This is a genomic window from Acinetobacter sp. YH12094 (assembly GCF_013419295.1).
In the GTDB taxonomy this organism is placed as follows: domain Bacteria; phylum Pseudomonadota; class Gammaproteobacteria; order Pseudomonadales; family Moraxellaceae; genus Acinetobacter; species Acinetobacter amyesii.
The window spans coordinates 1-25,347 of record NZ_VPAK01000013.1 but is presented as its reverse complement, the minus strand read 5'-3'; the positions used below and the strand labels follow the sequence as shown (position 1 = coordinate 25,347).

Genomic DNA, 25,347 nt, shown 5'->3' with positions numbered 1-25,347 from the left:
GGCTGGAGATACTCTTACGAAACGTTGTTTCTCATTCGGCAAAGTGAGAAGCGAAGCTTCGAAAGGAAACCATCTTGCGGTGCAATGCACCTCACCGACAAAACTCGTTCACTAGCGTCAAATTATTCAAAGAATCGCATAAACATTTTTGATTACAATAAGTCTTGTCTCAAACAATTTCGGATGACGTTACCGTGTATCGTTCTTTTATTTGAATCAACGTGCACTTCTGATGTTACTGCGTAACATCGGTTAATAATACGCACAATAAAAAATCCCAAGCAAATAAGCTTGGGATTCTTCTCATCATGTTTTCAATTTAAACGTCTGAAACCGCAAACTTTTTAAAAATACTTGCACGACGTTTAGGATGAATATTGGCTTTAGTTAAATCACCTTGATAGTGATCATAGACACGTTTATCCATCATCTTAAACCAAATAGAGGGTATTAAAGCAGGAATTAGCATAGTGGCATAGCCGCTAGGCAACTCTGGCGCTTCATCAAAATGTCTTAATGCCTGAAAAGGGCGAGTCGGATATGCATGATGGTCTGAATGTCGCTGTAATTGATACAAAAATAGATTGGTCACAATATTATTGTTATTCCAACTATGTTCAGGCATGGTTCGCGCATAACTTCCATCCGCTTTTTGCTCACGTTTCAGGCCATAATGTTCAATATAATTAATAATTTCAAAAAGGCTGATTCCATACAAGGCCTGTGTAACTAAATACGGTGTCACGCCTTTACCAAACATTTTCAGCATCGCGGCATGAAAACCTGCACTCATCGCCCAACCATGAAACAGTTCATTGTCCTTCGAAAAGAAACTTAAACCTTTACGTTTTAAACGTTGTTTTTCAATCTGTACCGCCGATTTAATTCCACCAAATACAGTGCGTGGCCAAAACTCATAAAAAGTTTCGCCCATTTTTGAAGATGCAGGATCTTCAGGCGTTGCCGCACGTTTATGGTGCCCATAAGGATGTTCAATGCGGAAATGGCTATAACCCAAAGGCGCGAGAGTCGCATGTGCCCAAAAATGGTCTTTTTTATGTGGTCGATGGCAGAGTTCATGTGCTGTATTTACACCGACGCCATTGATGGCACCCATCGAAATCCCAAGTAGAACTTGATCTAATAATGAAACATCTTTACGGGTAACCACATAGCCTGCAAAAGCGTTCGCTGCCATTTGCAGTGGAATAAATAATTTGACGATCCGATCATAATAGGGATCATTCACTAAAACTTTGATGTCATCATCTGTCGGGTTATTGGCATCATCACCGATCAGTGCATCCAGTGCAGGAATAATGACATGCAGTAGAAGCGGCCCGCCCATGGCAAATAGTTTTTTTGTCGGTTTTGGACCAAAATGATAACCCGCCAAGATCCCCATACCAATGACTGGTAAACCTGGACTCAATAGCCAACCATAACGTTTTTTATCTAAAACACTACCGATTTTGCTTTCTAACTGAGCGAGCTGCTGTTCATTTAATTTTACTGGTGCATTCATGCGCTAGACTTCCTTAATTACTTCTTCTGTGTTTATATTCGTAAAATATGGGCAGCCAGAACAGTTTTAAGCGTCCAAAAAAACTATGTGATCGTCTTTGGCATTTAAGGATAAATGTTGACCTTTAAACACATAGTGACCATCTATAAATACAAAATTAATATGAGTAAATATTTGAAATATGGATGCTTTAAGTAAAATTTTTGATGATATTCATCTCCACCGATCTGAATATATTTATTTGAGATCAAAGCATCCTTGGGCTTTTCATTTTCAAGATCACAATGCCATGGTTGCGTATGTGGTGATTCAAGGTCAATGTGTTGTGCATATAGATCAAGAGCAGGTTTTGCTTGAAGCAGGTGACCTCTGTCTTATTCCCTCAGGGCAAAATCATCACTGCAAATCTATACAGTCTGATGTCTTGGTCGAATCAGTGAACATCACACCACTGTTTCAAGAGCAACGAAATAAAACCATTGAATTAAATTCTACTGAGTCTCATGAAGCAGAAGAATTATTTGTACTCGCGATCCGTGGGCATGTCGACAGCATTATGGCAAAGCCCTTAGTGAATGCACTCCCCACGCTGTTACATACACCACATATCATGAGCAGTACCGCACCGGAATGGTTGCAAATTGGCTTACATTTTCTGGCAGTTGAAGCGCATCAGATCCGTCCAGGCCGCGACAAAATTTTGGATCATCTGGTGAGTATTTTATTTATCGAATGTGTGCGTGATTATATTGCAGCCTTGTCAGATTCAAGCAGTTGGTTGCATGCCTTGAGTCATCCTGAATTATCCAACGCTTTGGCCGCGATTCATGAAAAACCGCAGCATGCTTGGACCGTCGAAAGTTTGGCAGAACAATGTTGTATGTCGCGTTCTAAATTTGCCAGTTTATTTACTCAAATGCTCGGTGAATCACCACTCGCCTATTTGCAGCAACATCGTTTGCGACTGGCAACACAGCACTTACAAATGGGGCAACTGACTATTCAGCAAATCGCCCATCGTATCGGTTACTCATCTGAAACGGCATTTAGCCAAACTTTTAAAAAGTTTTATGATCTCACACCGAGCCAGTATCGACAGCAGCATCAGCTCGCAAAAACTGAGTCACCTTAGAGGTTTATTTAACTGACGTTACGCACATAAAAGTAATTTTGCATTTTTAAAATGATTTTTAATTTTATTCGACGGAGTCTTACATCTAGGGATTGAATAAAGGGATTAGCCTTCGGCTGGAGGTACTCTTACGAAACGTTGTTTCTCATTCGGCAAAATGAGAAGCGAAGCTTCGCAAGGAAACCATCTTACGGTGCAATGCACCTCACCGACAAAACTCGTTCAATAGCGTCAAATTACTCAAAGTATCGCAAAAACTTTTTTGATTAGAAGTAGTCCTGCGTCGAACAGTTGCGGATGACGTTACCGTGTATCATACTTTTATTTAAATTAAATTACGCTCCTGATGTTACTGCGTAACATCAGTTATTTAATTTAAAAGCTTTAAAATCGCTTCCACAGGGTTTTCACTGTTGCCTGAAAGCAGTTGTTTATGCATGGTGATGTGCTGCATCACTTGAATTTGCGATTTTTCAACATCCATCAAGCTTTCAATTTCTGCTGCTAATTTTTCAGGTGTTGCATCATGTTGAATAAGTTCCTGAATCACCTTTTTGCCCGCAATAATATTTGGCAATGAATAATACGGAATTTTGATCAGCAATTTCACCACATGGTAGGTCAGCCAATTTAACTTATAAAAAGTCACCATTGGACGATGTAAAAGCATCGCTTCTAAAGTCGCTGTACCCGAAGCCAAAGCGACAATATTCGATGCGTTCATCACCTGACGGCCAATTTTAGATTCGGTATCGGTGTTTTCCATCAAGCGAACTTTGGCTTGTAATGTTTTAGGGTACTGCTTGAGCAACAATTCGATTTGCTGTTTACGTGCATCATTGATTGCAGGAATCAGGAACACATAGTCTGGATGCTGCTCCGTCAAAATCTGTGCGGCAGACAGTACCAAAGGCCCTAAGCGCTCAATTTCACCGCGACGGCTGCCCGGAAGTAATGCAATGTGTTTTTGATGCTCATCTAAGCCTAACTCGTGTTTAGCCGCAACGAGTGGATTATCTAAAGGCAACTGACTTGCCAATGGATGTCCGACAAATGCAGCCGGAACTTGCCATTTTTGGAAAAACGCTTTTTCGAAAGGAAATAAACAAAGGACTAAATCGATACTTGCTTTAATGCCATGTACACGCCCTTGACGCCACGCCCACACTGAAGGGCTGACATATTGCACTGTTTTAATTGGTAGCTGCTTTTGCTTCAAGCTCTTGGATAAACGCAAATTAAAATCTGGCGCATCAATCCCCACAAAAACATCGACAGGGTTTTCAGTCCATTTTTCTACCAGACCATCACGTACAGCAAAGAGTTTTTTAATATCTTTTAAAACCTCAACAATCCCCATCACCGATAAGATATCCATCGGATAATAGCTGTTAAAGCCTTCTGCAATCATTTGCGGACCACCGATGCCTTCAAATTCCGCATCAATCCCTTGCTCTCGAAAACTACGGATAAGCTTGGCGCCTAATGTATCCCCGGATACTTCCCCAACCACGATGCCAATTTTAAGTTTCCGATTTTGCAAAAGTCTGTCCTTTTAACTCAATTTTCTTTAGCTATAGATTCTATACGAGTCCTTCACAAAGTTAATAGATTTCCTAAAAAAAGCTGCACAGCTCTAATTCAACACTTTAGAAATATTCCTCACTGTGCTTAGCTACTAACTAAAATTTTTTATACCAATGGTTCTGATTTCTACCGTATTTACTCTTAAACAATTTACGAAATAGTACTGCGGTTTTAAAACCCGTGCTTTCCGCAAGTTTATCAACTGAATAATCTGTCAATTCGAGCAATTCAGCCCCACATCGCAGTCTTTAATTATTTGACCAAGTGACAATAGGTCGTTCTGACGCATGTTTAAAATGTCTAGTTAGTGTCCTTCTACTCATATTCGAATAATGGCGAAACCTTATCTTTTTAAGGCGTATGAGACTTAGCAGCAGTGGAATTTATATACACTGTTGCATATATCGATAAATAACAAATCAAAAGCTTAGAATTGAAAACCTACAGTGCATTTAGGTATTGGATATCCACTTCAGATATTCAAAGCCTTATATTCAAAATTTATGATTTCACTGCAGCATAATCTCCATTTTAACTATTAACTACTTGAGAAAACCATAATCAATAACTTAGTTTAGATAAAATTCATTTATTTCAAAATTAATGACATTCTTTATCTATTTTTTTCACAAGCAAATCACTAATCGAGACAACGACTTATATCAATTAGTCATAAGATATGCACGTTTTTTGATATTTGGCATTCAGCGATGGTCGGTCCTTTAGAGTTCATTCTGGCAGGTGTAATTGTAGGTTTCTGCGTAGGTATTACCGGTGTTGGTGGTGGTTCATTGATGACCCCGATCCTGATTAGCCTATATAAAATTGAACCCCACATTGCGATCGGTACAGATCTACTGTATGCCGCAATTTCAAAATTTTGTGGTTCTTTAGTCCATGCCCGTAAAATGAATATCGTTTGGACCATTGTCATTTGGCTTGCAGTCGGCAGTATCCCTGCGTCATTTGCGACCCATTGGGTACTGGAAAACTATCTCAGCCAATCGACACATTACAAAACCGTGTTAACCATGTTTTTGGGTTTTATGCTGACGATTACAGGGATCTCAATTATTTTCCGTGGTCATATCGAAAAATTCTTTAATAAATTTCGAAAAACTGATCAGTTGGATGATATGAGTGCGGATCTTGAACGTATCAATTTCCAAGCTAAAAATAAGCGTGCATATATCATCATCATGGGCATTATTTTAGGCGTATTCGTTACCCTATCGTCTGTGGGTGCAGGTGCTTTCGGTATTATGGCATTGGTACTCATGTTCCCGAATTTACCAATGATTCGAATTATTGGTTCAGACGTCGTACATGCCGTGCTTCTTACACTGGTTGCTGGCTTGGGTCATATGAGCTCAGGTAATGTCGATTTTCATTTATTGGGTTGGTTATTGGTGGGTTCTATTCCCGCGATTGTGGTCGGAACTTTGATCAGCTCACGTTTACCTGAAAAAGTCATTCGTAAAGTCTTAGGCATTACCTTGTTTGTTTTAGGCATGAATTTCATCATTAATCCAGTAAAATCAAAACCTGTCGAAAAACCAACAACTGCAATGTTGATCGCACCGACGGTGAATAGTCAGCAGGTTTAAATTAACTGCCCGATTCATCACTTTTTTTTCAGAGACTTATTGATCTTTTTTATAACATTTGAATGCTATATTCATGTTATATTCGGCTCACGAAACAACCTTTTGTATAATCAAACCAGTGACGGCAATGAATACTTTACAGTCAAATTCTATTACCCAAAACGACATTGATGACGTGAATGTAAAAAGCATTCAGCCTCTTGTTACTCCTGCAGAACTAAAAAAAGAGCTACCTCTGACTGAAACTGCCTATCAAACAGTCCTTAAGGGCCGTGAAACTGTACGTAATATTTTAGATGGAAATGACAAACGTCTTTTTGTTGTCATTGGTCCATGTTCAATTCACGACACAGTCGCTGCACATGATTATGCTGACCGTTTAAAAGTTTTAAGTGACAAAATCCAAGATACGATTTATGTCGTGATGCGTGTGTATTTTGAAAAACCACGTACCACTGTGGGTTGGAAAGGTCTAATTAATGACCCAGACATGAACGATTCTTTCAACATCGAAAAAGGCTTACGTATTGGCCGTAAACTTTTACTTGAATTGAATGAAAAAGGTTTGCCTTGTGCAACTGAAGCACTCGATCCAAACTCACCACAGTACTACCAAGATCTTATCTCTTGGTCAGCGATTGGTGCGCGTACCACTGAAAGCCAAACACATCGTGAAATGTCTTCTGGGCTTTCTTCACCAGTCGGCTTTAAAAATGGTACAGATGGCGGTTTAACCGTTGCGACCAATGCTATGCAATCTGTTAAACATGGTCATAGCTTCTTGGGCTTAAGCGACCAAGGTCAAGTTTCAGTTATTCGTACCAGTGGTAACCCATATGCACACGTTGTACTTCGTGGCGGTAACGGTAAACCAAACTACGACGCAGGTTCTGTTGCAGATGCCGAAGCGGCATTAGCCAAAGCAAAAGTTAGTGGCAAAATCATGATTGATACCAGTCATGCAAACTCAAACAAAGACCCGTACCTACAACCCCTTGTTCTCAAAAATATTACTGAACAAATCCTTGACGGAAACAAGTCAATCGTGGGTATTATGGTAGAAAGTCACTTAAAAGGTGGTCGTCAGGATATTCCTGCCAACTTATGTGACCTCGAATATGGTAAATCAGTGACTGATGGCTGTATCGATTGGGATACGACTGAAAAAGTCTTGTTAGAGATGCATGAAGCACTTAAAGACGTGTTACCGACACGCTAAGTGAATGAAAAACGCCATCTTCGAGATGGCGTTTTACTTTGAAGGATTATTTGTCAGATGAATGAAATCGAAAATGCGTTAAGTCACATTGAAAACTTCCAATATATACATGAACATTTATTAACGTCCGGTCAACCATCTCCTTCTGAGCTTCAAACGATCAAAGAATATGGTGTTTCAACGGTTATCAATTTAGCACTGACCGATGCATCCAATCATATCGAGCATGAAGACCGCATTTGCCTAGATCTAGGCCTGAACTATATCCAAGTTCCGATCTCTTGGGATACCCCTTCAGATGATCAATGCCTTCTAGTACTCGATATGATTGACCATTTGGTTCAAGGTCAAACGGTTTGGCTTCACTGTGCGAAAAACTTCCGTGTCAGCAGTTTGATGTATTTATATCGTCAATACTATATGGATGTTGATATGCCAAAGGCTCAAGATTTGATGCATCAAATTTGGGAACCCAATGAAACATGGACAGGTTTAATCCATGCGGTTGCCTTACAACTTCAAGGCCGTAAGGCAACTCAAGATTTACAACATGCACTGATCCATCCAGATCATTTTGCGTGAGAAATCAGTACAGTTGCTGTAGAAAGAATACCTTCTTGGCGACCGGTAAACCCTAATTTTTCGGTGGTGGTCGCTTTGATGCTAATTTGTGTGACTTCAACATCCATAACATTTGCGATACTTTGACGCATTTCTAAATTATGTTTTGCTAGTTTAGGGCGCTCACAAGCCACGGTAATATCAGCATTATTAAGTACATATCCACGATCTAAAATCATTTGGTAGACGTGTTTTAAAAGTACTCGACTATCGGCACCTTTAAATTTTGGATCTGTATCTGGAAAATGCTGACCAATATCTCCAAGTGCCAAAGCACCTAACAATGCATCACAAAGCGCATGTAGTACTACATCACCGTCTGAATGTGCTTTGAGTCCATGTGTATGTGGAATTTGAACACCAGCAAGCGTTACAAAGTCACCTTCTTCAAATGCATGCACATCCATGCCCTGACCGATACGAATTTGAGCTATCATGCTTGAGTTCCTTGAGAAAATAATGATTGAAATCTTGTATTCACGCTTTCTATTTCGCTATAGTGTGGGCAAGCGCAACATAGTGAAAGTATAAGCGATCATGCTGTTGAAAACTGAAATAAATATCATCAAAAAATTCGGACTGGTTCTGCTAATAGGTTCTGGCCTAGCGATGTTTACGCATGCAGAAAAGATAGACTGTGATCAGGCCAATACTCAGGCAAAAAAAAATTACTGTTCTGACGGTTTTGAAGAACAGCGTGAAAAGTTAGATGGGCTTTTTTTAACAGCGCAGTTAATTACCGATGCCCCAATACGCTTACTGATAGATACGCAAAAATTATGGTACAGTCGTGTTCAGCAATGCAAAAACTTGGAGTGTTTTAAACAACAATTTGAGCTTCGCCATGAAGATTTGAATATTTATACCTCGATGAACCAAAGTTTAACGCAGCATTATCTTAAATTTGAAAATGGTCATTTTGCGACATCACCTGTACATTTAAAAGTGCATCAACTGGGCAAAGACAGCATCAAAATAGAAGGCATTGCCTATCGTAATCCGAACAATCGTGTTGAAACACAAACCATTCCATTTTTAGCTTACACAACACCCGAACAAAAAAATCAAATCACCGATAATGAACACGACTGCAAATATCAGTTCAATTACAGTAAAGCTTTACTCTCAGTAAAAACCGAACAAAAAGGCTGTGAACGTTTTGCAGGGATTTATCGCTTATATGATTAAGATCAAATTCGAATGACTTAGAAAAATACAAAAAAGCCTCAACATTGAGGCTTTTTTGATGTCTACAATATGTCAGTTAAATCGGATGTGTTTGCTGCACTTGCTGGCTAATCATTGCAGCTGTTGCCGCAGATAAAGTCCATCCAAGGTGACCATGCCCTGTATTATAGAAAATATGATCTCGCTTACCAGCATGTACCACAGGCATCATATTGGGCATCATTGGTCGTAAACCCGCCCACGGCACCACATGTTCTGTTGATAGATTAAAATTACGATTCGACCAATCAATTAAAGGCTGAATGCGATCGGCACGAATATCTCGGTTATAGCCATTAAACTCTGCCGTACCTGCAACACGGAGTCGATTTGCACCTAAGCGTGAAGTCACAATTTTGGCACTTTCATCCAACAGACTTACCCAAGGCGCATTGGCCTGACTTTGTTCATCATTTAAATTAATGGTGATTGAATATCCTTTGACTGGATACACATTTACGCGATCACCGAGTTTATGTGCAAGTTCATAACTACCTACGCCACCACAGACCACCACAGCATCTGCTTCAAGTATGGTATCAGCATCAGGATGTTCCATATTTTCATCACTGGCTTTTAACTGAACATTGACACCTTTTGCATGATGTTCAAAGTCAGTCACCTCAAAACCCCACATATATTTCACTTCAAAGCGTTCTGTTGCTTTAGCAAGCTGCGTCGTAAATTTATGGATGTCGCCCGTGGCATCCCCCGGACAATAAAAACCACCATAGTATTCACCTGTCAGACTAGGCTCGATATCACGGATTTCAGCTAATGTCACAGGATGACGCTCTAAGCCACCCTCACAGAGCATATTATTAACTTGAGTCGCCACCTCATAATCATGTTGATTATGAAAGAAATGTAAAATGCCGCGTTTTTCTAAATCAAACTGTAAGTTTTCATGCTCAGCAATTTCAAATAAACGCTGACGTGCCATCAATGCGAGACGGACGGTTTCGTGAGTATTTTCACGATAATCTTTAATATGTCCCATAAACTCAAAAAGCCATGAATATTTATGAAGATTAAAACTTGGATTTAATAGTAATGGCGCGGTTTTTTGTGACATCCATTTGATGCCTTTCACCACCGTTGCTTTTTGATTCCAGACTTCAGCATTACATGCTGATAATTGACCACCATTGGCAAAAGAAGTTTCCATTGCAGGATAAAGATGTTTATCGACCACGGTGACACGATAGCCGAGTAATCCGAGTTCGTAAGCTGTCGTTACCCCAGTAATACCTGCACCAATCACAACAATATGACACATATAGGCTCCTTGGAAATTATATTTCCTATGCTCGCCCCATCTGTCATTGGTACCTGAGAGCTTTGGTTCCTTGCGAAGCAAGTGAACCTTCCCCTTCGGTGAGTAGATCCGGCCTACTTCTCTCCAGATTTTTTATATGATTACAGTCCTTTTGCCTGAGAGTTTCCTGGGGGAACTTGCTCCTTCGGCGAGCACAATCTGTGCTTCTCTCCTGCAATCATCCTTTCGTTTTTTATTTCGCATTCTTATTGATATTGCCTTAGTTAGATATGAGCAATATTTGTACCAAATCTCAAGTCCTATTTGGGTCAATATTGTTAAATATTATTTTTATATCGATTTAAGTTGTTAGTCTATAAATTTAAAATCATTTTTTCTAAACCTAAATACTTCATCTTTAAAATAAAGGTTTAAAATATTAAATGAAATTTATAACTAGAAAGATTGAAGTTTTATGTCGGATTCTACGCTTTTCTCTCGCTACGCATCTGTGATCAAAACACATGCTATTGAAGAATTAACTCAAAGTGATTTACTCCTACTTAAGACTCTGGGAACTATTCAAAGCTTTTATGCACCATTTGAGGCCATAAATCATGATGCAAAAGTGGTTATCGTCGGCATCTGCCCAGGCCAGCAACAATGGCGTAATGCATTAATTGCAGCGAAGGACGGCTTAGAACAGCAATTATCTGAGGAAAACATTCTTAAACTTGCCAAGAATAGTGGTGCTTTTAGCGGCCCTATTCGCAAAAATTTAACTCAACTACTAGATCATATTGGATTACACAATCAATTAGGCATACAGACCACTGCTGAGCTATTTAGCATTCATCAAGATAAGGTGCAAATGTGCTCGGTTTTACAGCAATGCATTTTGGTCAATGGAAAAAATTATGCTGGCTCAACACCCGCAATGCTAAAAAATGAATTATTAAAACAACATATTAATGATTATTTTATTCCTATGGTCCAACAGCTTCCTAACGCAATTTATATCCCACTAGGCAAAGGTGTAGATGAGGTTTTAAATTATGTAAGCAGCTTAGGCTATTTAAATGATCAACAGATTTTAGCTGGACTTCCCCATCCATCAGGTGCAAATGCCGAACGGATCAAATATTTTTTAGGTGAAAAACCACGTGAACAATTATCTCGACAAACCAATCCCGAGCAGATTGATAACGCGAAATCACAGATTTTGCTTAAGTTATCTAAATTTCAATGAAATAAGATTTACATCACTTAATAATATTTTTTATTTGAATATCGACCACTTATATCAAAGCAGTGCTCAAACAAAACTAGAAAAGTGTGATGTATTTTACTTTTTTGTTTTTCTGTGTGAATATGCGCCAAAATAAATATTGCTCATAAAAATAACGCTAACATGGAAATACGCATGAAAAATTATTTAGTTCTAGGATTCACACTCCTACTACTCACGGGTTGTATTACCGTACCTAAAAATAAACCTGAAACAAGAACCTTGAAGCTAAAAGGTGTGAATACCGTTGAAAACAGCAAAGTGATCCAACGGACCATTACTCGAGGTCAGTTACTATGTGAAGCTGGGCAAAAATGTCCTGAACTTGCAATTGATTGGCAAAAAAACAAAGGTGAGTATGCACTTTCACTGCATTCTTATGATCAACAGCAGCTTGATATGAGTGAAATATCTTTTGTGATTGACGGTAAAGTTTTGTCTTATCCTGCAATTGGTCAAACAAATTATCGTCGCTTAGATAATTCAAATGTAATTGATTCTTCTAATACCGTGATGATCCCAGATGCTGTGCTTAAAAAATTTCGGGACGCAAAAAATATTGCTGTGATTATGAATACCAACCAAGGTGAAATCGCACACTATATGTTAAAAAACCAAAAATCTTCAGATGCCTATCGTCTATTTTTACGTGCTTATTCTTAAGACCAAATAGTCTAAAATAAAAATCCCAGAAGTTAGTGTATGTTTTCTTTTGGGATTTTTTATTCATCTCATCTTATAAATTAATCAAATGCATCACATGATCTTTATTTTATTCGTTTAATTAATTGTTTAATTGTCAGTTCACAAATCGGTTGACCTACCTCTAGATGAAGAGGATAGGCTTGATTTTCATCTGTTATGTTATAGCCACGTCGTTGATAATATTTTATTAATTCTAAACGCTGATCAATCATATACATGACAAATTCTTCAACATTGGGTTCCATCAACATCGCTTGCTGTTCTGCAAATTGCAATAATTTTTTTCCTAAGCCCTGAGCTTGCTCATTTGGATGAATTGCAAAATGACCAATTTCACAGCTCATCCCCTGCATTTGAATACCAATACACCCCTTGATCTGCGCATGTACCGACTCAATCACATATAGATAAAAATCCTTTTTTTGTAAGAGTTGACTGAGTTGAGAGACATTTATTCGATTTCCTCGAACAATATGATGTTCCGTGGTCCAACTCTTGGGATGATTTTCCCGATAGGCTATATTCATTAAGCTTTCGAGCTGCTGAATATCACCAAGTAAAGCATGTCTTATATTCATATTTTTTAGCTATTTATTTTCATAGGCCTATTTTACTGAAATAAAAAAACCAGACAATTGTCTGGTTTTTTTAAAGCAATGTGCTCATCAGTGTGACTTGCTAACGCTATTCACCAACAGCATCGGAACAAAAAGCAGTGCTTTGTTATTTATCCTCTGTGACGCGCTAACGTTACTCACCATACCGCGTTCGGAACAAAGCAACGCTTTGTTATTTATCCACTGTGACTTGCTAACGCTATTCACTAACCGCGTTCGGAACAAAGCAACGCTTTGTTATTTATCCACTGTGACTTGCTAACGCTATTCACTAACCGCGTTCGGAACAAAGCGGCGCTTTGTTATTTATCCTCTGTGACTCGCTAACGCTACTCACCGAACCGCGTTCGGAACAAAGCGGCGCTTTGTTTCCTCACTTGGGTTCAATTGGAGCAAATGGTGCAATAACGTCTGCATTTTGGGCACGGTTACGCATGAAGTGATCCATGAGCACAATTGCTAACATCGCCTCTGCAATTGGTGTCGCGCGAACACCGACACAAGGATCATGGCGACCTTTGGTCAACACATCTGTATCTTCACGATTAATCGTAATGGTTTTACCCGGCGTAGTAATGGAAGCTGTTGGTTTCAAGGCGATCGCAACACGAATGTCTTGACCACTCGAAATACCGCCCAAAATGCCGCCTGCATGGTTTGCCAAGAAACCATCCGTTGTTAACTCATCACGGGTTTCATGACCAAACTGCTCAGCAACGCCAAAGCCATCACCAATTTCCACACCTTTTACAGCATTGATGGACATCATAGCATGTGCAATATCTGCATCTAAACGATCAAATACAGGCTCGCCCCAACCGACTGGCACTTGCGTCGCAATAATTTCCAGTTTGGCGCCACAGCTCGTTCCTTGTTCACGAAGTGACGTTACGAGAGCCTCAAAACGTGGGACGGCATCAGCATCACCACAGAAAAATGGGTTATTCGGAACTTCATTCCAGTCCAATTTCTCTGCTTTTTCGGTACCAATTTGGGTTACATGACCACGAATTTCTATGCCGAATTTCTCAAACAAGAATTTTTTAGCAATCGCACCCGCAGCAACACGCATCGCAGTTTCACGAGCACTCGAACGACCACCACCACGATAATCACGGAAACCATACTTATGTGTATACGTATAGTCTGCATGACCCGGACGGAAGGTTTGCGCGATGTTGCCATAATCTTTTGATTTTTGATCTGTGTTACGGATCAATAGACCAATCGATGTACCGGTCGTTTTGCCTTCAAATACGCCTGAAATAATTTCAACTTCATCGGGTTCTTTACGCTGAGTTGCAAACTTAGATGTGCCCGGCTTACGACGATCCAGATCCTTTTGCAAATCGGCTTCAGTCAGTTCAATACCCGGTGGAACCCCATCCACAATGGCCATCAGACCAACGCCATGAGATTCACCACAAGTCGTTACACGGAAGAGTTGCCCTATACTATTACCTGCCATGTCAAACGACTCCTTATGCTTGAACAGATTGAATAAATAAATCTCGGTATTCGCGGCATTGAGCAGCAGTCAATGCAAAGATACCTGTACCGCCTTTTTGGAATTGTAACCAGTAAAAATCAACGGTATTGAAGTTTTGGCGCATTGCCCATTCTGAGTTACCCACTTCAATCACAATTAAGCCATCTTCAGTCAGGTAATCTGCAGCTTGTGCCAACATTTTACGTACAAGATCCAAACCATCTTGACCCGCAGCAAGCGCCATTTCAGGTTCATGGTGGAATTCTTCTGGTAAATCTGCCATGTCTTCAGCATCCACATATGGTGGATTCGACACGATCAAATCATATTGATTTTCTGCTGGAATTTTGGCGAATAAATCAGACTCAAGTAAAGCAACTTGATATTGTTTATTGTGGTGTTCACAGTTAATTTGCGCCACTTCAAGTGCATCTTTAGACAAATCTGTTGCATCAACTTCAGCGTCTGGGAATGCATAAGCTAAAGCAATCGCGATACAACCTGAACCCGTACACATATCTAAAATGCGCTGAGGAGTTTTTGGATTGGCATTTTCAGGTAGATTATTAACCGCAGCACCCATTTCGCCATTTTCACCTAAGCAATATGGCGCAAAACGGTTTTCAATCAATTCTGCAATTGGAGAACGTGGAATCAGTACACGTTCATCGACATAAAATGGCTTACCAAAGAAATACGACAAGTTAAGTAAATAAGACGTCGGAACTTTTTCATTAATACGACGTTCTAACAATGCTAAAAATTCTGCAACTTCACTTGGCAATAATTTCGCATCTAAGATTTCCGCATCTGCATTCCAATCTAGAGATAACGTTTGTAAAACCAATGCTGAGCTTTCAGCAAAATAGTCTTCTGTACCTTGTCCTAAGTGGGCATCATATTGACGTAAAGCTGTTACCCCAAAGCGGATATAATCACGAATTGTAGATAGGTTTTCAGCTGCTTCCTGTAAATGTTCAGGGCTAATAGTCGGTCGATCCACTTAAGGCGTCTCCAGTTCATAATTTTTTAAACGCCCTATGATACCTTGTTTTGATGCTATTTATAATAAAAATACGGCATTATTCACCGCTTGCAAGCGTTTCATAACCTGCATATATAGGTCAGATACATTCGCTGAAATGAAATTTGTACTTTAGGCTTTGCTTCAGCATGCTATAAAACCTAATAGATAAAAATTACGAATAAAAACCAATTCAAGCTCAAATGTTTAGCAATTTGTACTTGATCCTAAGCTTTATTTTCTTAAAATCATCCCCATACAAACAGTTAAATTTTAAATGCGGAGCTCCAATGAGCTATAAGCACAATAACCTCATGGCTATGCGTCAAAGCTATTGGGAAGACACTCAGTCTTTAAACGTGCAAAATGAAAAGGCATTTTTTCAGCAACTGCTGATCGAACATCAAGTTTTCCCTGATCCGAGTTTAGAAAACGCTCGTACCCTATTTTTTAGCTTACCGAGCATTATTATTGTCAAAGGTTATGCTGCCGGATTTAAAGACGAATCTGTCCAACACCTTATTCATCAACATATTGAAGAACATAAAACGGCATTGATGCAAAATGATACGGTAAAAATCAAATATCGTTTATAGTTTTCATTCCAATATACCTGTCTACGCGGCATCGTGATTAAGTTTGCAAATGCTTACTGCATATTCAGTAAGTTGAACTATTTTAATACGTTAAGAAACGTTAAAATTAGCTACAATGTATTTTTCTGCGAATTGCTGATTAAAGGATTTAATTTACATGTCAGATCAGAACGATAAGCTCAAACACTTGAAAACGTCTTCTATGGATCGACGCTTATCTATCGCAAAGGCATCGCTACTTGCGGGAACTCGTTGGGCAGCATCAAACGCCACTTCTATTTTTTCGAGTGAGGAAGAAAAAGAGAAAAAGCGTAAAAAAGCCATGAAAGATCAGGCCGAATATCTCGTCGCAGAAATTGGTAAATTAAAAGGTTCGATTGTAAAAATTGGCCAAATGATGGCGTTGTATGGTGAACATTTTCTGCCTGAAGAAATCACCCAAGCCCTCAACACCTTGAACAATCAAACAGTTGCATTGGCATGGCCAGCCATTAAAGTCCAATTACAAAATCAACTTGGCTCAAAACTTGATGATCTCGTGATTGATCATGAGCCACTTGGTACAGCTTCTTTGGCACAAGTTCACCGTGCAAAACGTAAATCTGATGGTTTAGAACTGGTTTTAAAAATCCAGTATCCGGGTGTGGCAGATGCAATCGATTCGGATATGAATCTATTCAAAAACATGCTCAAACTGACACGAATGGTTCCTCAAACCCGTGAATTTGATCAGTGGTTTGATGAAGTTCGTGAAATGATGCATCGTGAAGTAAATTATAAAATCGAAGCAGATACCACTCGCCGTTTTGCTGCACGCTTAAAAGAAGACCCGCGCTATATCGTGCCGCAAATCATTGATGGTTATTCAACACCTCAAGTGCTGTGTATGACTTTTGAACGTGGTGTACCGATTAACAGCCCAGTAATGCTGTCACTTCCTCAAGAGCGTCGCAATGCCTTAGGTGAAGCATCACTTGAGATTGCCGTACGTGAAATTTTTGAATGGGGTGAAATGCAAACCGACCCTAACTTTGGAAACTATTTGGTCCGTTTGGGCAATGGTGCGGATGTACCAGATAAAATCGTACTCCTCGACTTTGGTGCAATCCGTCAGTTCGATGAGCATCTATTAGGCGTTGCACGTAATTTGATTACCGCGGGTTATCACCATAGCTCTGAGCAAATGGTCAAAGCGATGACAGGTTATGAGTTCTTTGATGGTATTCCACAAAGTATTAAACCCGATATGGCCAAAGTCTTTCTGTTAGCGACAGAGGCATTTAGTAGCACTGAAAATAACCCAGACATCCCTGCTGGTGTTATGGACGAACAACAACGCTATGACTGGAAAAAAAGCCAATTACATAGCCGTGTAATGCAACAAGCGTCAAAATCGATGGCATCTCGTTACTTCTCAGTTCCACCTAAAGAGTTTATGTTTATTAGCCGTAAATTTATCGGTGCATATACCTTTATGACCGTCATTGAAGCGAAAACCAATGTTCGTCGTATGATTCAAAAATATCAATAAACATTCAATGCACATCTTAAGACTTGGCTGACTCAAATGTCAGCCAAGTCAATTTCAAAATAAAAATCCATTTAAGCCTTTTTGATTTTCCATTCTTAATTAATCATTTAGCTATCAAAAATCGCCTAAGTGCTCCGTTTATCTTTGACAATCACGCATGTCATTTATGACATGGTTTTTCTATCTTTGGCATGTCAGCATTAAATAAGAACAACGCAAATGGAAAACAACAATGACCAATATGGTAAACAAGGCACAAGGATTTGGACTCTCACTTTTAACTAAAATTGCCGGAAGTGATGTACTCGATCAGTTTAAACTGCGCAAATTTGTTGAAAAATCTTTGTATCAGAGCTCAAAAGCTGGTTTTAAAACCTTGAGCCAAACGCAAAAAGTATTTCAGACCAACAAAGATGTGCATAAGCAACGTTTGCCTAATCAACAAAAATCATTATTTGATTTAAACCTGACTGAAGAACAACAAATGACTGCTGATGCGATGCAGCAGTTTGCCACAGAAGTCTTGTATCCACTTGCTCATCAAGCCGATCAAGAGGAAAGATTTCCTGAAGCGTTATGGCAACATATCCAAGATCTAGGTCTAAATTATTATGCCTTACCTGAAGATTTGGGTGGCGTCGCGGCAGAAAAAAATATCATTAGCAATATCTTAATTGCTGAACAATTGGCTGAAGGTGACTTTAGTTTAACAGCAGGTTTACTGTCGACATTTAGCTGTATCAACACCATTACCCAATGGGGTTCCGAATCTGTTCAAGCAACCTACTTAGCGGCATTTGCAGATGATTCAGCCCTACGTGCAAGCTTTGCGGTTCAAGAGGCAACAGCGGCATTTAATCCCTATCAACTTAAAACTCACGCGATTGCTGATGGCCAGCAGTATAAAATCAGTGGGGAGAAAACCTTAGTCCTTCTAGGCGAACAGGCAGATGTGCTGTTAGTGAGTGCCATGCTCAATGGACAGCCTGAAGTTTTTATTGTGCAACGCGACCAGAGCATTAGCGCAAAAAAAACACCTGCTATGGGTTTGAAAGCCACTGAAACGGTAACTTTAAAATTTGATCAGACCCCTGCCCAACGCTTAGGAGATCAAGATTTCAATTACACCTCATTTATCGATCTTGGCAATTTAATGTGGTGTGCCATGGCTGTTGGTACCGCAACTGCAGTCAAGAAATATTGCATTCAATATGCCAACGAACGTACAGCTTTTGGGGAGCCAATTTCGCACCGTCAAAGTGTGGCATTTATGATTGCAGATATGGCAATCGAAATAGATGCCATGCATATGCTCATCCTTAATGCAGCAAGTCTAGCCGAAGCCGGCAAGCCTTTTCATCGTGAAGCCTATTTAGCCCGCGTGCTATGTGCTGAAAAGTCAATGAAAATTGGGACCGATGGCGTGCAAATATTAGGTGGTCACGGCTTTACCAAAGAACATCCCGTAGAACGTTGGTATCGAGACTTACGTGCCACAGCGATTCTTCAATCTGGCTTACATGCTTAATTCAGCAAAATAAAAACAAGGAAATGTCCATGAACTTACAAAATCCGAAAAAATTTAAATTGCTGATCGACCAAGCCCATGAAGTCGCTTTAAATGTTCTACGTCCTATTTCACGTAAATATGACAAAGCCGAACATGCCTATCCTAAAGAGTTAGACATGTTGTCTTCCCTCGTCGACGGTATGAATGATGGCGGTGATGGCATGAATGCAGGTGCTGCCGTCAATAAACGTGGCGACACAGACACGGGTAATAAAAACGGTGTCAATATGTCAACAGCCCTCAGTATCATCGAGATGTGCTATGGAGATACAGGTCTGTTGCTCAGTATGCCTCGACAAGGGCTTGGAAACTCGGCTATTGCCGCAGTAGCCAATGATGAACAACTAGAACGCTTAAAAGGAACTTGGGCCGCTATGGCCATTACAGAACCCAATTGCGGCTCTGATTCAGCAGCAATTCGGACAACAGCGACGAAAGATGGCGATGAATACATCCTCAATGGTGAAAAAATCTTTGTTACCTCGGGCGAACGTGCTGATTCAGTGGTGGTTTGGGCAACACTAGATAAAAAATTAGGTCGAGCAGCGATTAAATCCTTTGTTGTTGAAAAAGGTACACCAGGAATGACTGTAGAACGCCTAGAACATAAATTGGGTATTAAAGCTTCTGATACTGCTGCCATTAGTTTTGTAGATTGTCGTGTCCCTGCTGCAAACTTATTAGGCAATGCTGAAATTGATGTAGCAAAGGGTTTTGCTGGGGTTATGGAAACTTTTGATAATACTCGCCCACTCGTTGCTGCGATGGCTATAGGTTGTGCAAAGGCATCTTTAGAGCGAATTAAAGAAATCTTTAAAGATGAATTAGACGAACAGTATTCAACACCCATCTTACAAAGTTCGAATATTGCTGCACAAATCTACCGAATGGAAGCAGACTGGGAAGCAGCACGTCTACTCATGCTCAAAGCTGCATGGATGGCTGACAACAAAAAACCTAACTCACGTGAAGCATCCATCGCTAAAGCAAAAGCAGGCCGTGTAGGTAATGAAATCACCTTAAAGTGTGTAGAGCTCGCAGCTGCAGTTGGTTATAACGAAGATGAATTATTGGAAAAATGGGCACGTGATTCAAAAATCCTTGATATATTTGAAGGAACACAGCAAATTCAACAATTAATCGTTGCACGACGTGAACTGGGTAAAAGTTCAAGCGAATTAAAATAATTACTTTGCTTGAGCAATTTGAAACTTAAAGATGGATTTTTATATAGGATCAGTCTATAAACAATCCATCTTTTTGTTTTTCGATGATTATGTTTCAGATCCGACCACTTCAACTTGAAGACAATGCAAGCATTGCCAATGTCATTCGCACAGTTTCCAAAGAATTTGGATTAGCACCTGAATCAGGATTTGCCGTTGCAGATCCAATATTAGATGATTTATATCACGTCTATGCGCAAGCAAATGCACAATATTGGGTTATTGAAAATCAACACGGTACAATTTTAGGTGGTGGCGGCCTTTCTCCTTTAGCTGGAGATTCAAGCATTTTAGAAATCCAAAAAATGTATTTTATGCCTGAATTACGTGGTCATGGCTTAGCCAAAGATATTTTAGAACTTTGTTTTCAATTCGCCAAAGATCATAATTTTAAAGCGTGTTATTTAGAAACTACACATACACTTGGACAAGCGGTAAAACTCTATGAAAAAGTAGGATTTCAACATTTACAAGCTCCCAAGGGCAATACAGGTCATAACCAAGCATGCGAAATTTGGATGCTTAAAACACTTTAAATTATACTTAGATTCCATTCATACCTCTGAAAAAAGTTATAGCTTTTTCAAATAGGGATATTTCATGAGTGGATATTCTAGTTTTTTATAACTAAAGTTCTCGGGATTTGAATGTCCCCACAATCTTAATAAGTACCATGTCAAGAGAGAAATACTGACACAAGTAATGCTGTCTGTTTTTCTCTCTTCACTTAAATAATTATGTAATTTGAGTACATTTCCATCAATTCTTACAATTTCACTGTACAGAGCATCTTAAGAAAATATTGACCTCTAAGTCTCCAGTTCATAATATCGCTTTAGTAATTACACTTAGCCATGATTATTTTAAAGTGAATATAAATGCAGAATGTACTGAATAAAACTCGCCTTTCAACTCATCTTTCGTCGCTCCTAAGCGCTCACAGCTTAAAATTTTCAACTGTTATTATATCTTTAACCCTGATTTCTGGATGTTCATCACTCGGTGGTGGCTCTGTAGAAAAACGTGCCGTTAAACTTTCATCAGGGATCCAAAAGGCCTATTCAGTCAATCCTGAAACTGCAAATCGAGTGTCACCCTACATTGTGCAAACTGCTGATCAATACAACTTAGATCCTTTACTACTGGCTGCTGTTATTCGCCAAGAATCAACTTTTCGCCCTTATGTCAGTTCACCTGCAGGTGCAGTCGGTTTAACTCAGGTGATGCCACGTTATTGGCAAGCAACATGCCCTGGGGATTTATATGACGAATTAACCAATATTAATTGTGGGTCATTTATTTTAACTAAATATAAAAATGCCGCTGGCAGCATGCCAAAAGCTTTAGCCTACTATAATGTCGGACCTACCGCTTATAACACCAATCGAAAAATGAAAAAACAAGGCAAACGTTATGCAAAACAAGTGAAACAACATCGAAATAATTTAAAAAGTGCATTATAAGAAGTAAAGTTCAATCCTATTACCCCATGATTGAACTTTTAACATATATCACAAATACTTGAATTTAATAGACTTAAATCACAAATATAGATTCTAGAATAATATTATATGATGTATTTTAATGAGTAATAAATAAACAAACAGCATATATTTTTAATATTTATTTCATCTTACATAATCGTTTTTTGCATATTAAATTAATGAAATAATACATTAAATCTATTAATAAAAAAACTCTTATAAAACAACAACCTTAATTGAATTTCATATACAACAATTCTATAAAAAGTTTAAATATTCTACACAATCCCACAACTATTAGCAGCCAAGAATCATTTAAAGACCATTTTTACTTTATTTATTATTAACAATAATCAACCAGCTGATTTTTTTAGCATTGTTTATTCATTATTTTTAGCTAATATCATATAAGTCAGTAAAACTATATTACTGATTAACATATAATTTATTGGGGTTAATAATGGCCAAATTATCTTTAAACGCTTTAACAGACATTGACGGTTTTATTGCTGCAGCTTTGGTTGACAGCGAAAGTGGCCTTGCTATGGCGACACAAGGCAATAACGACATCGATTTAGAATTAGCTGCTGCTGGTAATACTGAAGTTGTCCGCTCAAAGCGTAAAGTTGCCAAAGCGTTGAATTTAAATGACTCTATTGAAGACATTCTAATTACTCTGGGTAAACAATATCACTTAATCCGCCCACTCGACTCAAATGAAGCATTATTTCTTTACCTCGTATTAGACCGTAGTAAATCAAACCTTGCTATGGCTCGCCATGAACTTAAACATTTCGAAAAAGAATTAGATTTTTCTTAATTTAAAGTTGGGTTATTTCACAAGAAATAACCCAGTTTTTCTGGACCATTTCGTGAATAGCACATTATATATTTCTATCTTTGGCTTAAATCTAAATGTTATCAATGACATTAAATCTATTATTTCAAATAAGCTATCTGAAACTTTTACTATTCATTGGACAAACATTGCAGATTCGAAACTCCAAGTCCTATTAATCAATGATGACTTTATCGACCTGCCGAATATAAATAAAATAAGGCACGAAGCTTTAATCATACTTAAACTTAAAAAAAATGAATTGAAAGCAAATCAAATCGAACACGATACCCTGTTTTTACCCCTAACAAATACCAATCAATTTGAGCATTGGTTAGAGCATTCAGTTGCGTTAAGGTTCCGAGACATTAATCCTGTAAATGTGTCCAATCCTATTGTTGTTCAAGACACAAAACCTAAATTAAATGCACTCCAGATCTCACAGGCTTTTAAAGATTTAAATAAACATCAACGTCAACTATTGCTTTTAGATCAAAAACCAATCGCACTCATTGATAACTTAAGCAATGAGTTTTGGATAGAACAAAATATACAAATCACACAAAATTCTGAAATCACACTCATTTCAGCAGATACAAATACAGTTGTCACTTTTAAATATGGGTTGGAATCAATAAATTTACAGCATGGATTATGGCAATTTGTTTGGGATTACGTAGATGATACTCCCCCCAATTACACAAGCCACTATAAACTTTTGCATTGGCCACAGCCTATACATTGTGCTGAGCGACAATCACTATTGAAAATATCCGCTTTTTTTATGGAAGGTAGTTCTACTCAATATATTGCTGAACAAATACATTTAAGCCAAAACTTTATTAATCGTTATTTATTTGCATGCCACATAGCTCAAATCATAGAAGAGATACCAGCCATGGCGAGTGTATATCATAGCCAAAAAACAGCTCAAGAATCTTCAAATCCACTACAGAGTTTTTTCCGTAGTCTTCGAAAAAAATTAGGAATCTAAAATTTCATTATGATTTTACAGCAATACAAGATCGTATTTGCCGGAACGATGGGTGCCGGAAAAACCACTGCTATTCAAAGTATTTCTGATATTCCTGTACTGAGTACAGAAGCGCTTAATACTGATCAAAATGCGCATCAAAAAATGTTGACTACTGTTGGAATCGATTACGGTGAACTTACTCTCGCCGATGGTACTAAACTTGGTTTATATGGTACACCGGGCCAAGAAAGATTTAACTTTATATGGAATACCATTTGTAACGGCGCGATTGGTACAATTATTTTGATTGATCATACACATGACCATCCAATTCAGCAGCTGAATGATTATTTAAATTATTTTTCTGAAAATAATGAAAACATCATCATCGCGATTACACATTTAGATAGTACTCAGTATAAATCCACCAAACTTTATAAAGAATGGCAAGATTCACAACAGATACATCACCCCATTTTTTATATCGATGCTAGAAATAAAAAAGACATTCTTTTTATTCTAGAAGCACTTATTGCAAAAGCCGAAGTTCAACTTTCAATCTGATGAAGATATTATGAATACAGCAATTCGTACAACACGTTCAGCACCACTACAGCTTATTGAACAAGCACATAAACTCATGAAGGAGTTAATTTCTGATGTGTCCGGTGTTGAATATATGATGTTATGTTCAACTGATGGTTTTGAATTAAAATCTATAGAAAAGAAAAATATTGAAAATTCTGGAAAACTTGCAGCTGTAAGCAGTTCAATCTTAGCAATGGTTCAAGCTTTTACTAATGAAATTAATTTAGTCGGTTGTCAAACCATTACATTAGATGCAGAAAATGGTAAAGCATTACTCACAGCGATCTCTCACCCTCAGCACCCTATGATATTAGTTGTCTTGACATCAAAAAATGTATTATTAGGGCAATTATTATATTCTTTAAAAAGAGTGAGTAATGAACTAAGCGAATATCAACTGTCAAATACATTCACCTAGTCCAATTCAATTTATTTCATCGATTCACGCATTTTATCTTCATCAAAATATTGTGCAAATGATGCAATACGTTTTTCAACAACTGGATTTTTCATCAGGTTCTCAGCTGCACGATTCCCCAATAGTTCAAATGCTTTACCCAAAGCATTTGTTCCTTCATTTTCTGTAACAGCTTTGATTTCAGCATTACAACGTTTAGTAAATAAATCTTGAAATAAATTTGCCATATTTTTATCAATCTTTTGCATCTCAGCGGACGTCACTTTACTATACTTAGAAATTTCTGGATGTGCTGAAAATGCCAAATAAATCCAAGCCGTTAAGTTCTGACTCTCTTCTGCTGAAATTTTATTTACCAAACATTCACTTAGTTTATCCTGATACACACCAGCTGTAGTATTTAAAGAAACAAATGCAAATAAAACTATAGTTAATAATTTTTTTAAAAACATCTTAAATACCCTATATATTATTAATGAAATAAACGATTTTATTATATTGATTTATTACACATTTTCATTAGCAAAAGATTTTAAAATGATATAGATGGATTGAGCATTTTAGTTTTATTTTCTTTAAATATCTCTCGTTTTCCTATTTTTTGAATTTGCTTCTCTTATTATTTTTCTATTTTGATAACTTTCCCTTTTTCCCAGCACATAAAAAAACACCCCCTTCGCTTTGAAGGGGGTGTTTTCGAATAATGAGCTGGCGATGACTTACTCTCACATGGGTAACCCCACACTACCATCAGCGCTAAGAGGTTTCACTTCTGAGTTCGGGAAGGGATCAGGTGGTTCACTCTTGCTATTGTCGCCAGC

General features: G+C 38.4%; 25 protein-coding genes, 1 rRNA gene and 1 riboswitch. Of the genes, 17 read left to right on the top strand and 9 right to left on the bottom strand.

Annotated features, from left to right (window positions below; all coding sequences use genetic code 11):
• Positions 1-319: 319 nt before the first annotated feature.
• Positions 320-1,525: an alkane 1-monooxygenase gene (locus FTU34_RS11130; RefSeq protein WP_180035705.1), complete on the bottom strand. Its 1,206-nt coding sequence runs from the start codon at positions 1,523-1,525 to the stop codon at positions 320-322.
• Between the two features lie 181 nt (positions 1,526-1,706).
• Here FTU34_RS11130 and FTU34_RS11125 point away from each other — a divergent pair, with 181 nt between their 5' ends.
• Positions 1,707-2,657, top strand: coding sequence for an AraC family transcriptional regulator (locus FTU34_RS11125; protein WP_180035704.1), 951 nt, complete (start codon positions 1,707-1,709; stop codon positions 2,655-2,657).
• A 370-nt stretch (positions 2,658-3,027) separates the two neighbouring features.
• Here the strand turns inward: FTU34_RS11125 and lpxB are convergent, their stop codons facing one another.
• Entirely contained in the window at positions 3,028-4,200 is a 1,173-nt protein-coding gene (lpxB, locus tag FTU34_RS11120; protein ID WP_180035703.1) for a lipid-A-disaccharide synthase, read from the bottom strand.
• Positions 4,201-4,954: 754 nt separating this feature from the next.
• On the opposite strand from lpxB, the gene FTU34_RS11115 reads away from it, so the two are divergent.
• From FTU34_RS11115 to FTU34_RS11105, 3 genes are all read left to right on the top strand, one after another.
• On the top strand, positions 4,955-5,851 hold the full coding sequence (locus FTU34_RS11115) for a sulfite exporter TauE/SafE family protein (RefSeq protein WP_078193863.1): 897 nt from the start codon (positions 4,955-4,957) through the stop codon (positions 5,849-5,851).
• A 127-nt stretch (positions 5,852-5,978) separates the two neighbouring features.
• A complete protein-coding gene (locus tag FTU34_RS11110) occupies positions 5,979-7,070 on the top strand; it encodes a 3-deoxy-7-phosphoheptulonate synthase (RefSeq protein WP_143221612.1) in 1,092 nt (363 codons plus the stop codon).
• A 57-nt stretch (positions 7,071-7,127) separates the two neighbouring features.
• A complete protein-coding gene (locus FTU34_RS11105) occupies positions 7,128-7,652 on the top strand; it encodes a protein tyrosine phosphatase family protein (protein ID WP_078191020.1) in 525 nt (174 codons plus the stop codon).
• Here the strand turns inward: FTU34_RS11105 and ispF are convergent.
• Complete coding sequence (gene ispF, locus FTU34_RS11100; protein WP_078193864.1) at positions 7,640-8,128, bottom strand: 2-C-methyl-D-erythritol 2,4-cyclodiphosphate synthase; 489 nt, start codon at positions 8,126-8,128, stop codon at positions 7,640-7,642. The two genes, FTU34_RS11105 and ispF, sit on opposite strands and share 13 nt — an antisense overlap.
• A 100-nt stretch (positions 8,129-8,228) precedes the next feature.
• On the opposite strand from ispF, the gene FTU34_RS11095 reads away from it, so the two are divergent.
• A complete protein-coding gene (locus FTU34_RS11095; RefSeq protein ID WP_180035702.1) occupies positions 8,229-8,879 on the top strand; it encodes a hypothetical protein in 651 nt (216 codons plus the stop codon).
• Positions 8,880-8,955: 76 nt separating this feature from the next.
• Here FTU34_RS11095 and FTU34_RS11090 read toward each other — a convergent pair whose 3' ends face one another.
• Positions 8,956-10,197 (bottom strand): D-amino acid dehydrogenase, encoded by a 1,242-nt coding sequence (locus FTU34_RS11090; protein WP_180023581.1) that lies wholly within the window; start codon positions 10,195-10,197, stop codon positions 8,956-8,958.
• Between the two features lie 133 nt (positions 10,198-10,330).
• Positions 10,331-10,421: riboswitch (glycine riboswitch) on the bottom strand.
• Between the two features lie 230 nt (positions 10,422-10,651).
• Between FTU34_RS11090 and FTU34_RS11085 the strand changes: the two genes are divergently transcribed.
• Both FTU34_RS11085 and FTU34_RS11080 read left to right on the top strand, forming a co-directional pair.
• Positions 10,652-11,425: a hypothetical protein gene (locus FTU34_RS11085; protein WP_180035701.1), complete on the top strand. Its 774-nt coding sequence runs from the start codon at positions 10,652-10,654 to the stop codon at positions 11,423-11,425.
• A gap of 174 nt (positions 11,426-11,599) precedes the next feature.
• On the top strand, positions 11,600-12,127 hold the full coding sequence (locus FTU34_RS11080; RefSeq protein ID WP_180035700.1) for a hypothetical protein: 528 nt from the start codon (positions 11,600-11,602) through the stop codon (positions 12,125-12,127).
• A gap of 104 nt (positions 12,128-12,231) precedes the next feature.
• On the opposite strand, the gene FTU34_RS11075 is transcribed toward FTU34_RS11080, so the two are convergent.
• The 3 genes from FTU34_RS11075 to prmB form a co-directional block, all read right to left on the bottom strand.
• A complete protein-coding gene (locus tag FTU34_RS11075; RefSeq protein WP_180035699.1) occupies positions 12,232-12,747 on the bottom strand; it encodes a GNAT family N-acetyltransferase in 516 nt (171 codons plus the stop codon).
• Between the two features lie 412 nt (positions 12,748-13,159).
• A complete protein-coding gene (gene aroC, locus FTU34_RS11070) occupies positions 13,160-14,254 on the bottom strand; it encodes a chorismate synthase (protein ID WP_111884302.1) in 1,095 nt (364 codons plus the stop codon).
• Positions 14,255-14,267: 13 nt separating this feature from the next.
• On the bottom strand, positions 14,268-15,278 hold the full coding sequence (gene prmB / locus FTU34_RS11065; RefSeq protein ID WP_078193871.1) for a 50S ribosomal protein L3 N(5)-glutamine methyltransferase: 1,011 nt from the start codon (positions 15,276-15,278) through the stop codon (positions 14,268-14,270).
• Positions 15,279-15,589: 311 nt separating this feature from the next.
• Between prmB and FTU34_RS11060 the strand changes: the two genes are divergently transcribed.
• The 10 genes from FTU34_RS11060 to FTU34_RS11015 all read left to right on the top strand — a co-directional run bounded on the left by FTU34_RS11060 (position 15,590) and on the right by FTU34_RS11015 (position 24,526).
• A complete protein-coding gene (locus FTU34_RS11060; RefSeq protein WP_180035698.1) occupies positions 15,590-15,895 on the top strand; it encodes a hypothetical protein in 306 nt (101 codons plus the stop codon).
• A gap of 157 nt (positions 15,896-16,052) precedes the next feature.
• Positions 16,053-17,426, top strand: coding sequence for an AarF/ABC1/UbiB kinase family protein (locus FTU34_RS11055; protein WP_180035697.1), 1,374 nt, complete (start codon positions 16,053-16,055; stop codon positions 17,424-17,426).
• 241 nt (positions 17,427-17,667) lie between these two features.
• Positions 17,668-18,954, top strand: coding sequence for an acyl-CoA dehydrogenase family protein (locus tag FTU34_RS11050; protein ID WP_180035758.1), 1,287 nt, complete (start codon positions 17,668-17,670; stop codon positions 18,952-18,954).
• A 29-nt stretch (positions 18,955-18,983) separates the two neighbouring features.
• Positions 18,984-20,183: an acyl-CoA dehydrogenase family protein gene (locus FTU34_RS11045; protein WP_180005578.1), complete on the top strand. Its 1,200-nt coding sequence runs from the start codon at positions 18,984-18,986 to the stop codon at positions 20,181-20,183.
• Positions 20,184-20,272: 89 nt separating this feature from the next.
• On the top strand, positions 20,273-20,758 hold the full coding sequence (locus FTU34_RS11040; protein WP_180035757.1) for a GNAT family N-acetyltransferase: 486 nt from the start codon (positions 20,273-20,275) through the stop codon (positions 20,756-20,758).
• A 342-nt stretch (positions 20,759-21,100) separates the two neighbouring features.
• Complete coding sequence (locus FTU34_RS11035) at positions 21,101-21,685, top strand: lytic transglycosylase domain-containing protein (protein WP_180035696.1); 585 nt, start codon at positions 21,101-21,103, stop codon at positions 21,683-21,685.
• A 481-nt stretch (positions 21,686-22,166) separates the two neighbouring features.
• The gene (locus FTU34_RS11030; protein WP_078193877.1) at positions 22,167-22,526 is read left to right on the top strand and encodes a hypothetical protein; all 360 of its coding nucleotides are present in this window, start codon (positions 22,167-22,169) and stop codon (positions 22,524-22,526) included.
• 52 nt (positions 22,527-22,578) lie between these two features.
• Entirely contained in the window at positions 22,579-23,538 is a 960-nt protein-coding gene (locus tag FTU34_RS11025; RefSeq protein ID WP_180035695.1) for a hypothetical protein, read from the top strand.
• A gap of 9 nt (positions 23,539-23,547) precedes the next feature.
• Positions 23,548-24,084 carry an ATP/GTP-binding protein gene (locus tag FTU34_RS11020; protein WP_078193879.1) on the top strand — a complete coding sequence of 179 codons (537 nt, stop codon included), beginning with the start codon at positions 23,548-23,550 and terminating at the stop codon, positions 24,082-24,084.
• Between the two features lie 10 nt (positions 24,085-24,094).
• Entirely contained in the window at positions 24,095-24,526 is a 432-nt protein-coding gene (locus tag FTU34_RS11015; protein ID WP_180035694.1) for a roadblock/LC7 domain-containing protein, read from the top strand.
• Between the two features lie 11 nt (positions 24,527-24,537).
• Here FTU34_RS11015 and FTU34_RS11010 read toward each other — a convergent pair whose 3' ends face one another.
• Entirely contained in the window at positions 24,538-24,978 is a 441-nt protein-coding gene (locus FTU34_RS11010) for a hypothetical protein (RefSeq protein ID WP_180035693.1), read from the bottom strand.
• A 254-nt stretch (positions 24,979-25,232) separates the two neighbouring features.
• A 5S ribosomal RNA gene (gene rrf, locus FTU34_RS11005) occupies positions 25,233-25,347 on the bottom strand.

Excerpts from the sequence above, each read along its gene's own strand:
- FTU34_RS11130 (WP_180035705.1), bottom strand. The coding sequence starts at position 1,525 with ATGAATGCACCAGTAAAATTAAATGAACAGCAGCTCGCTCAGTTAGAA.
- FTU34_RS11125 (WP_180035704.1), top strand. The coding sequence starts at position 1,707 with ATGGATGCTTTAAGTAAAATTTTTGATGATATTCATCTCCACCGATCT.
- FTU34_RS11115 (WP_078193863.1), top strand. The coding sequence starts at position 4,955 with ATGGTCGGTCCTTTAGAGTTCATTCTGGCAGGTGTAATTGTAGGTTTC.
- FTU34_RS11110 (WP_143221612.1), top strand. The coding sequence starts at position 5,979 with ATGAATACTTTACAGTCAAATTCTATTACCCAAAACGACATTGATGAC.
- FTU34_RS11105 (WP_078191020.1), top strand. The coding sequence starts at position 7,128 with ATGAATGAAATCGAAAATGCGTTAAGTCACATTGAAAACTTCCAATAT.
- ispF (WP_078193864.1), bottom strand. The coding sequence starts at position 8,128 with ATGATAGCTCAAATTCGTATCGGTCAGGGCATGGATGTGCATGCATTT.
- FTU34_RS11095 (WP_180035702.1), top strand. The coding sequence starts at position 8,229 with ATGCTGTTGAAAACTGAAATAAATATCATCAAAAAATTCGGACTGGTT.
- FTU34_RS11090 (WP_180023581.1), bottom strand. The coding sequence starts at position 10,197 with ATGTGTCATATTGTTGTGATTGGTGCAGGTATTACTGGGGTAACGACA.
- FTU34_RS11085 (WP_180035701.1), top strand. The coding sequence starts at position 10,652 with ATGTCGGATTCTACGCTTTTCTCTCGCTACGCATCTGTGATCAAAACA.
- FTU34_RS11080 (WP_180035700.1), top strand. The coding sequence starts at position 11,600 with ATGAAAAATTATTTAGTTCTAGGATTCACACTCCTACTACTCACGGGT.
- FTU34_RS11075 (WP_180035699.1), bottom strand. The coding sequence starts at position 12,747 with ATGAATATAAGACATGCTTTACTTGGTGATATTCAGCAGCTCGAAAGC.
- aroC (WP_111884302.1), bottom strand. The coding sequence starts at position 14,254 with ATGGCAGGTAATAGTATAGGGCAACTCTTCCGTGTAACGACTTGTGGT.
- FTU34_RS11060 (WP_180035698.1), top strand. The coding sequence starts at position 15,590 with ATGAGCTATAAGCACAATAACCTCATGGCTATGCGTCAAAGCTATTGG.
- FTU34_RS11055 (WP_180035697.1), top strand. The coding sequence starts at position 16,053 with ATGTCAGATCAGAACGATAAGCTCAAACACTTGAAAACGTCTTCTATG.
- FTU34_RS11050 (WP_180035758.1), top strand. The coding sequence starts at position 17,668 with ATGGTAAACAAGGCACAAGGATTTGGACTCTCACTTTTAACTAAAATT.
- FTU34_RS11045 (WP_180005578.1), top strand. The coding sequence starts at position 18,984 with ATGAACTTACAAAATCCGAAAAAATTTAAATTGCTGATCGACCAAGCC.
- FTU34_RS11040 (WP_180035757.1), top strand. The coding sequence starts at position 20,273 with ATGTTTCAGATCCGACCACTTCAACTTGAAGACAATGCAAGCATTGCC.
- FTU34_RS11035 (WP_180035696.1), top strand. The coding sequence starts at position 21,101 with ATGCAGAATGTACTGAATAAAACTCGCCTTTCAACTCATCTTTCGTCG.
- FTU34_RS11030 (WP_078193877.1), top strand. The coding sequence starts at position 22,167 with ATGGCCAAATTATCTTTAAACGCTTTAACAGACATTGACGGTTTTATT.
- FTU34_RS11020 (WP_078193879.1), top strand. The coding sequence starts at position 23,548 with ATGATTTTACAGCAATACAAGATCGTATTTGCCGGAACGATGGGTGCC.
- FTU34_RS11015 (WP_180035694.1), top strand. The coding sequence starts at position 24,095 with ATGAATACAGCAATTCGTACAACACGTTCAGCACCACTACAGCTTATT.
- FTU34_RS11010 (WP_180035693.1), bottom strand. The coding sequence starts at position 24,978 with ATGTTTTTAAAAAAATTATTAACTATAGTTTTATTTGCATTTGTTTCT.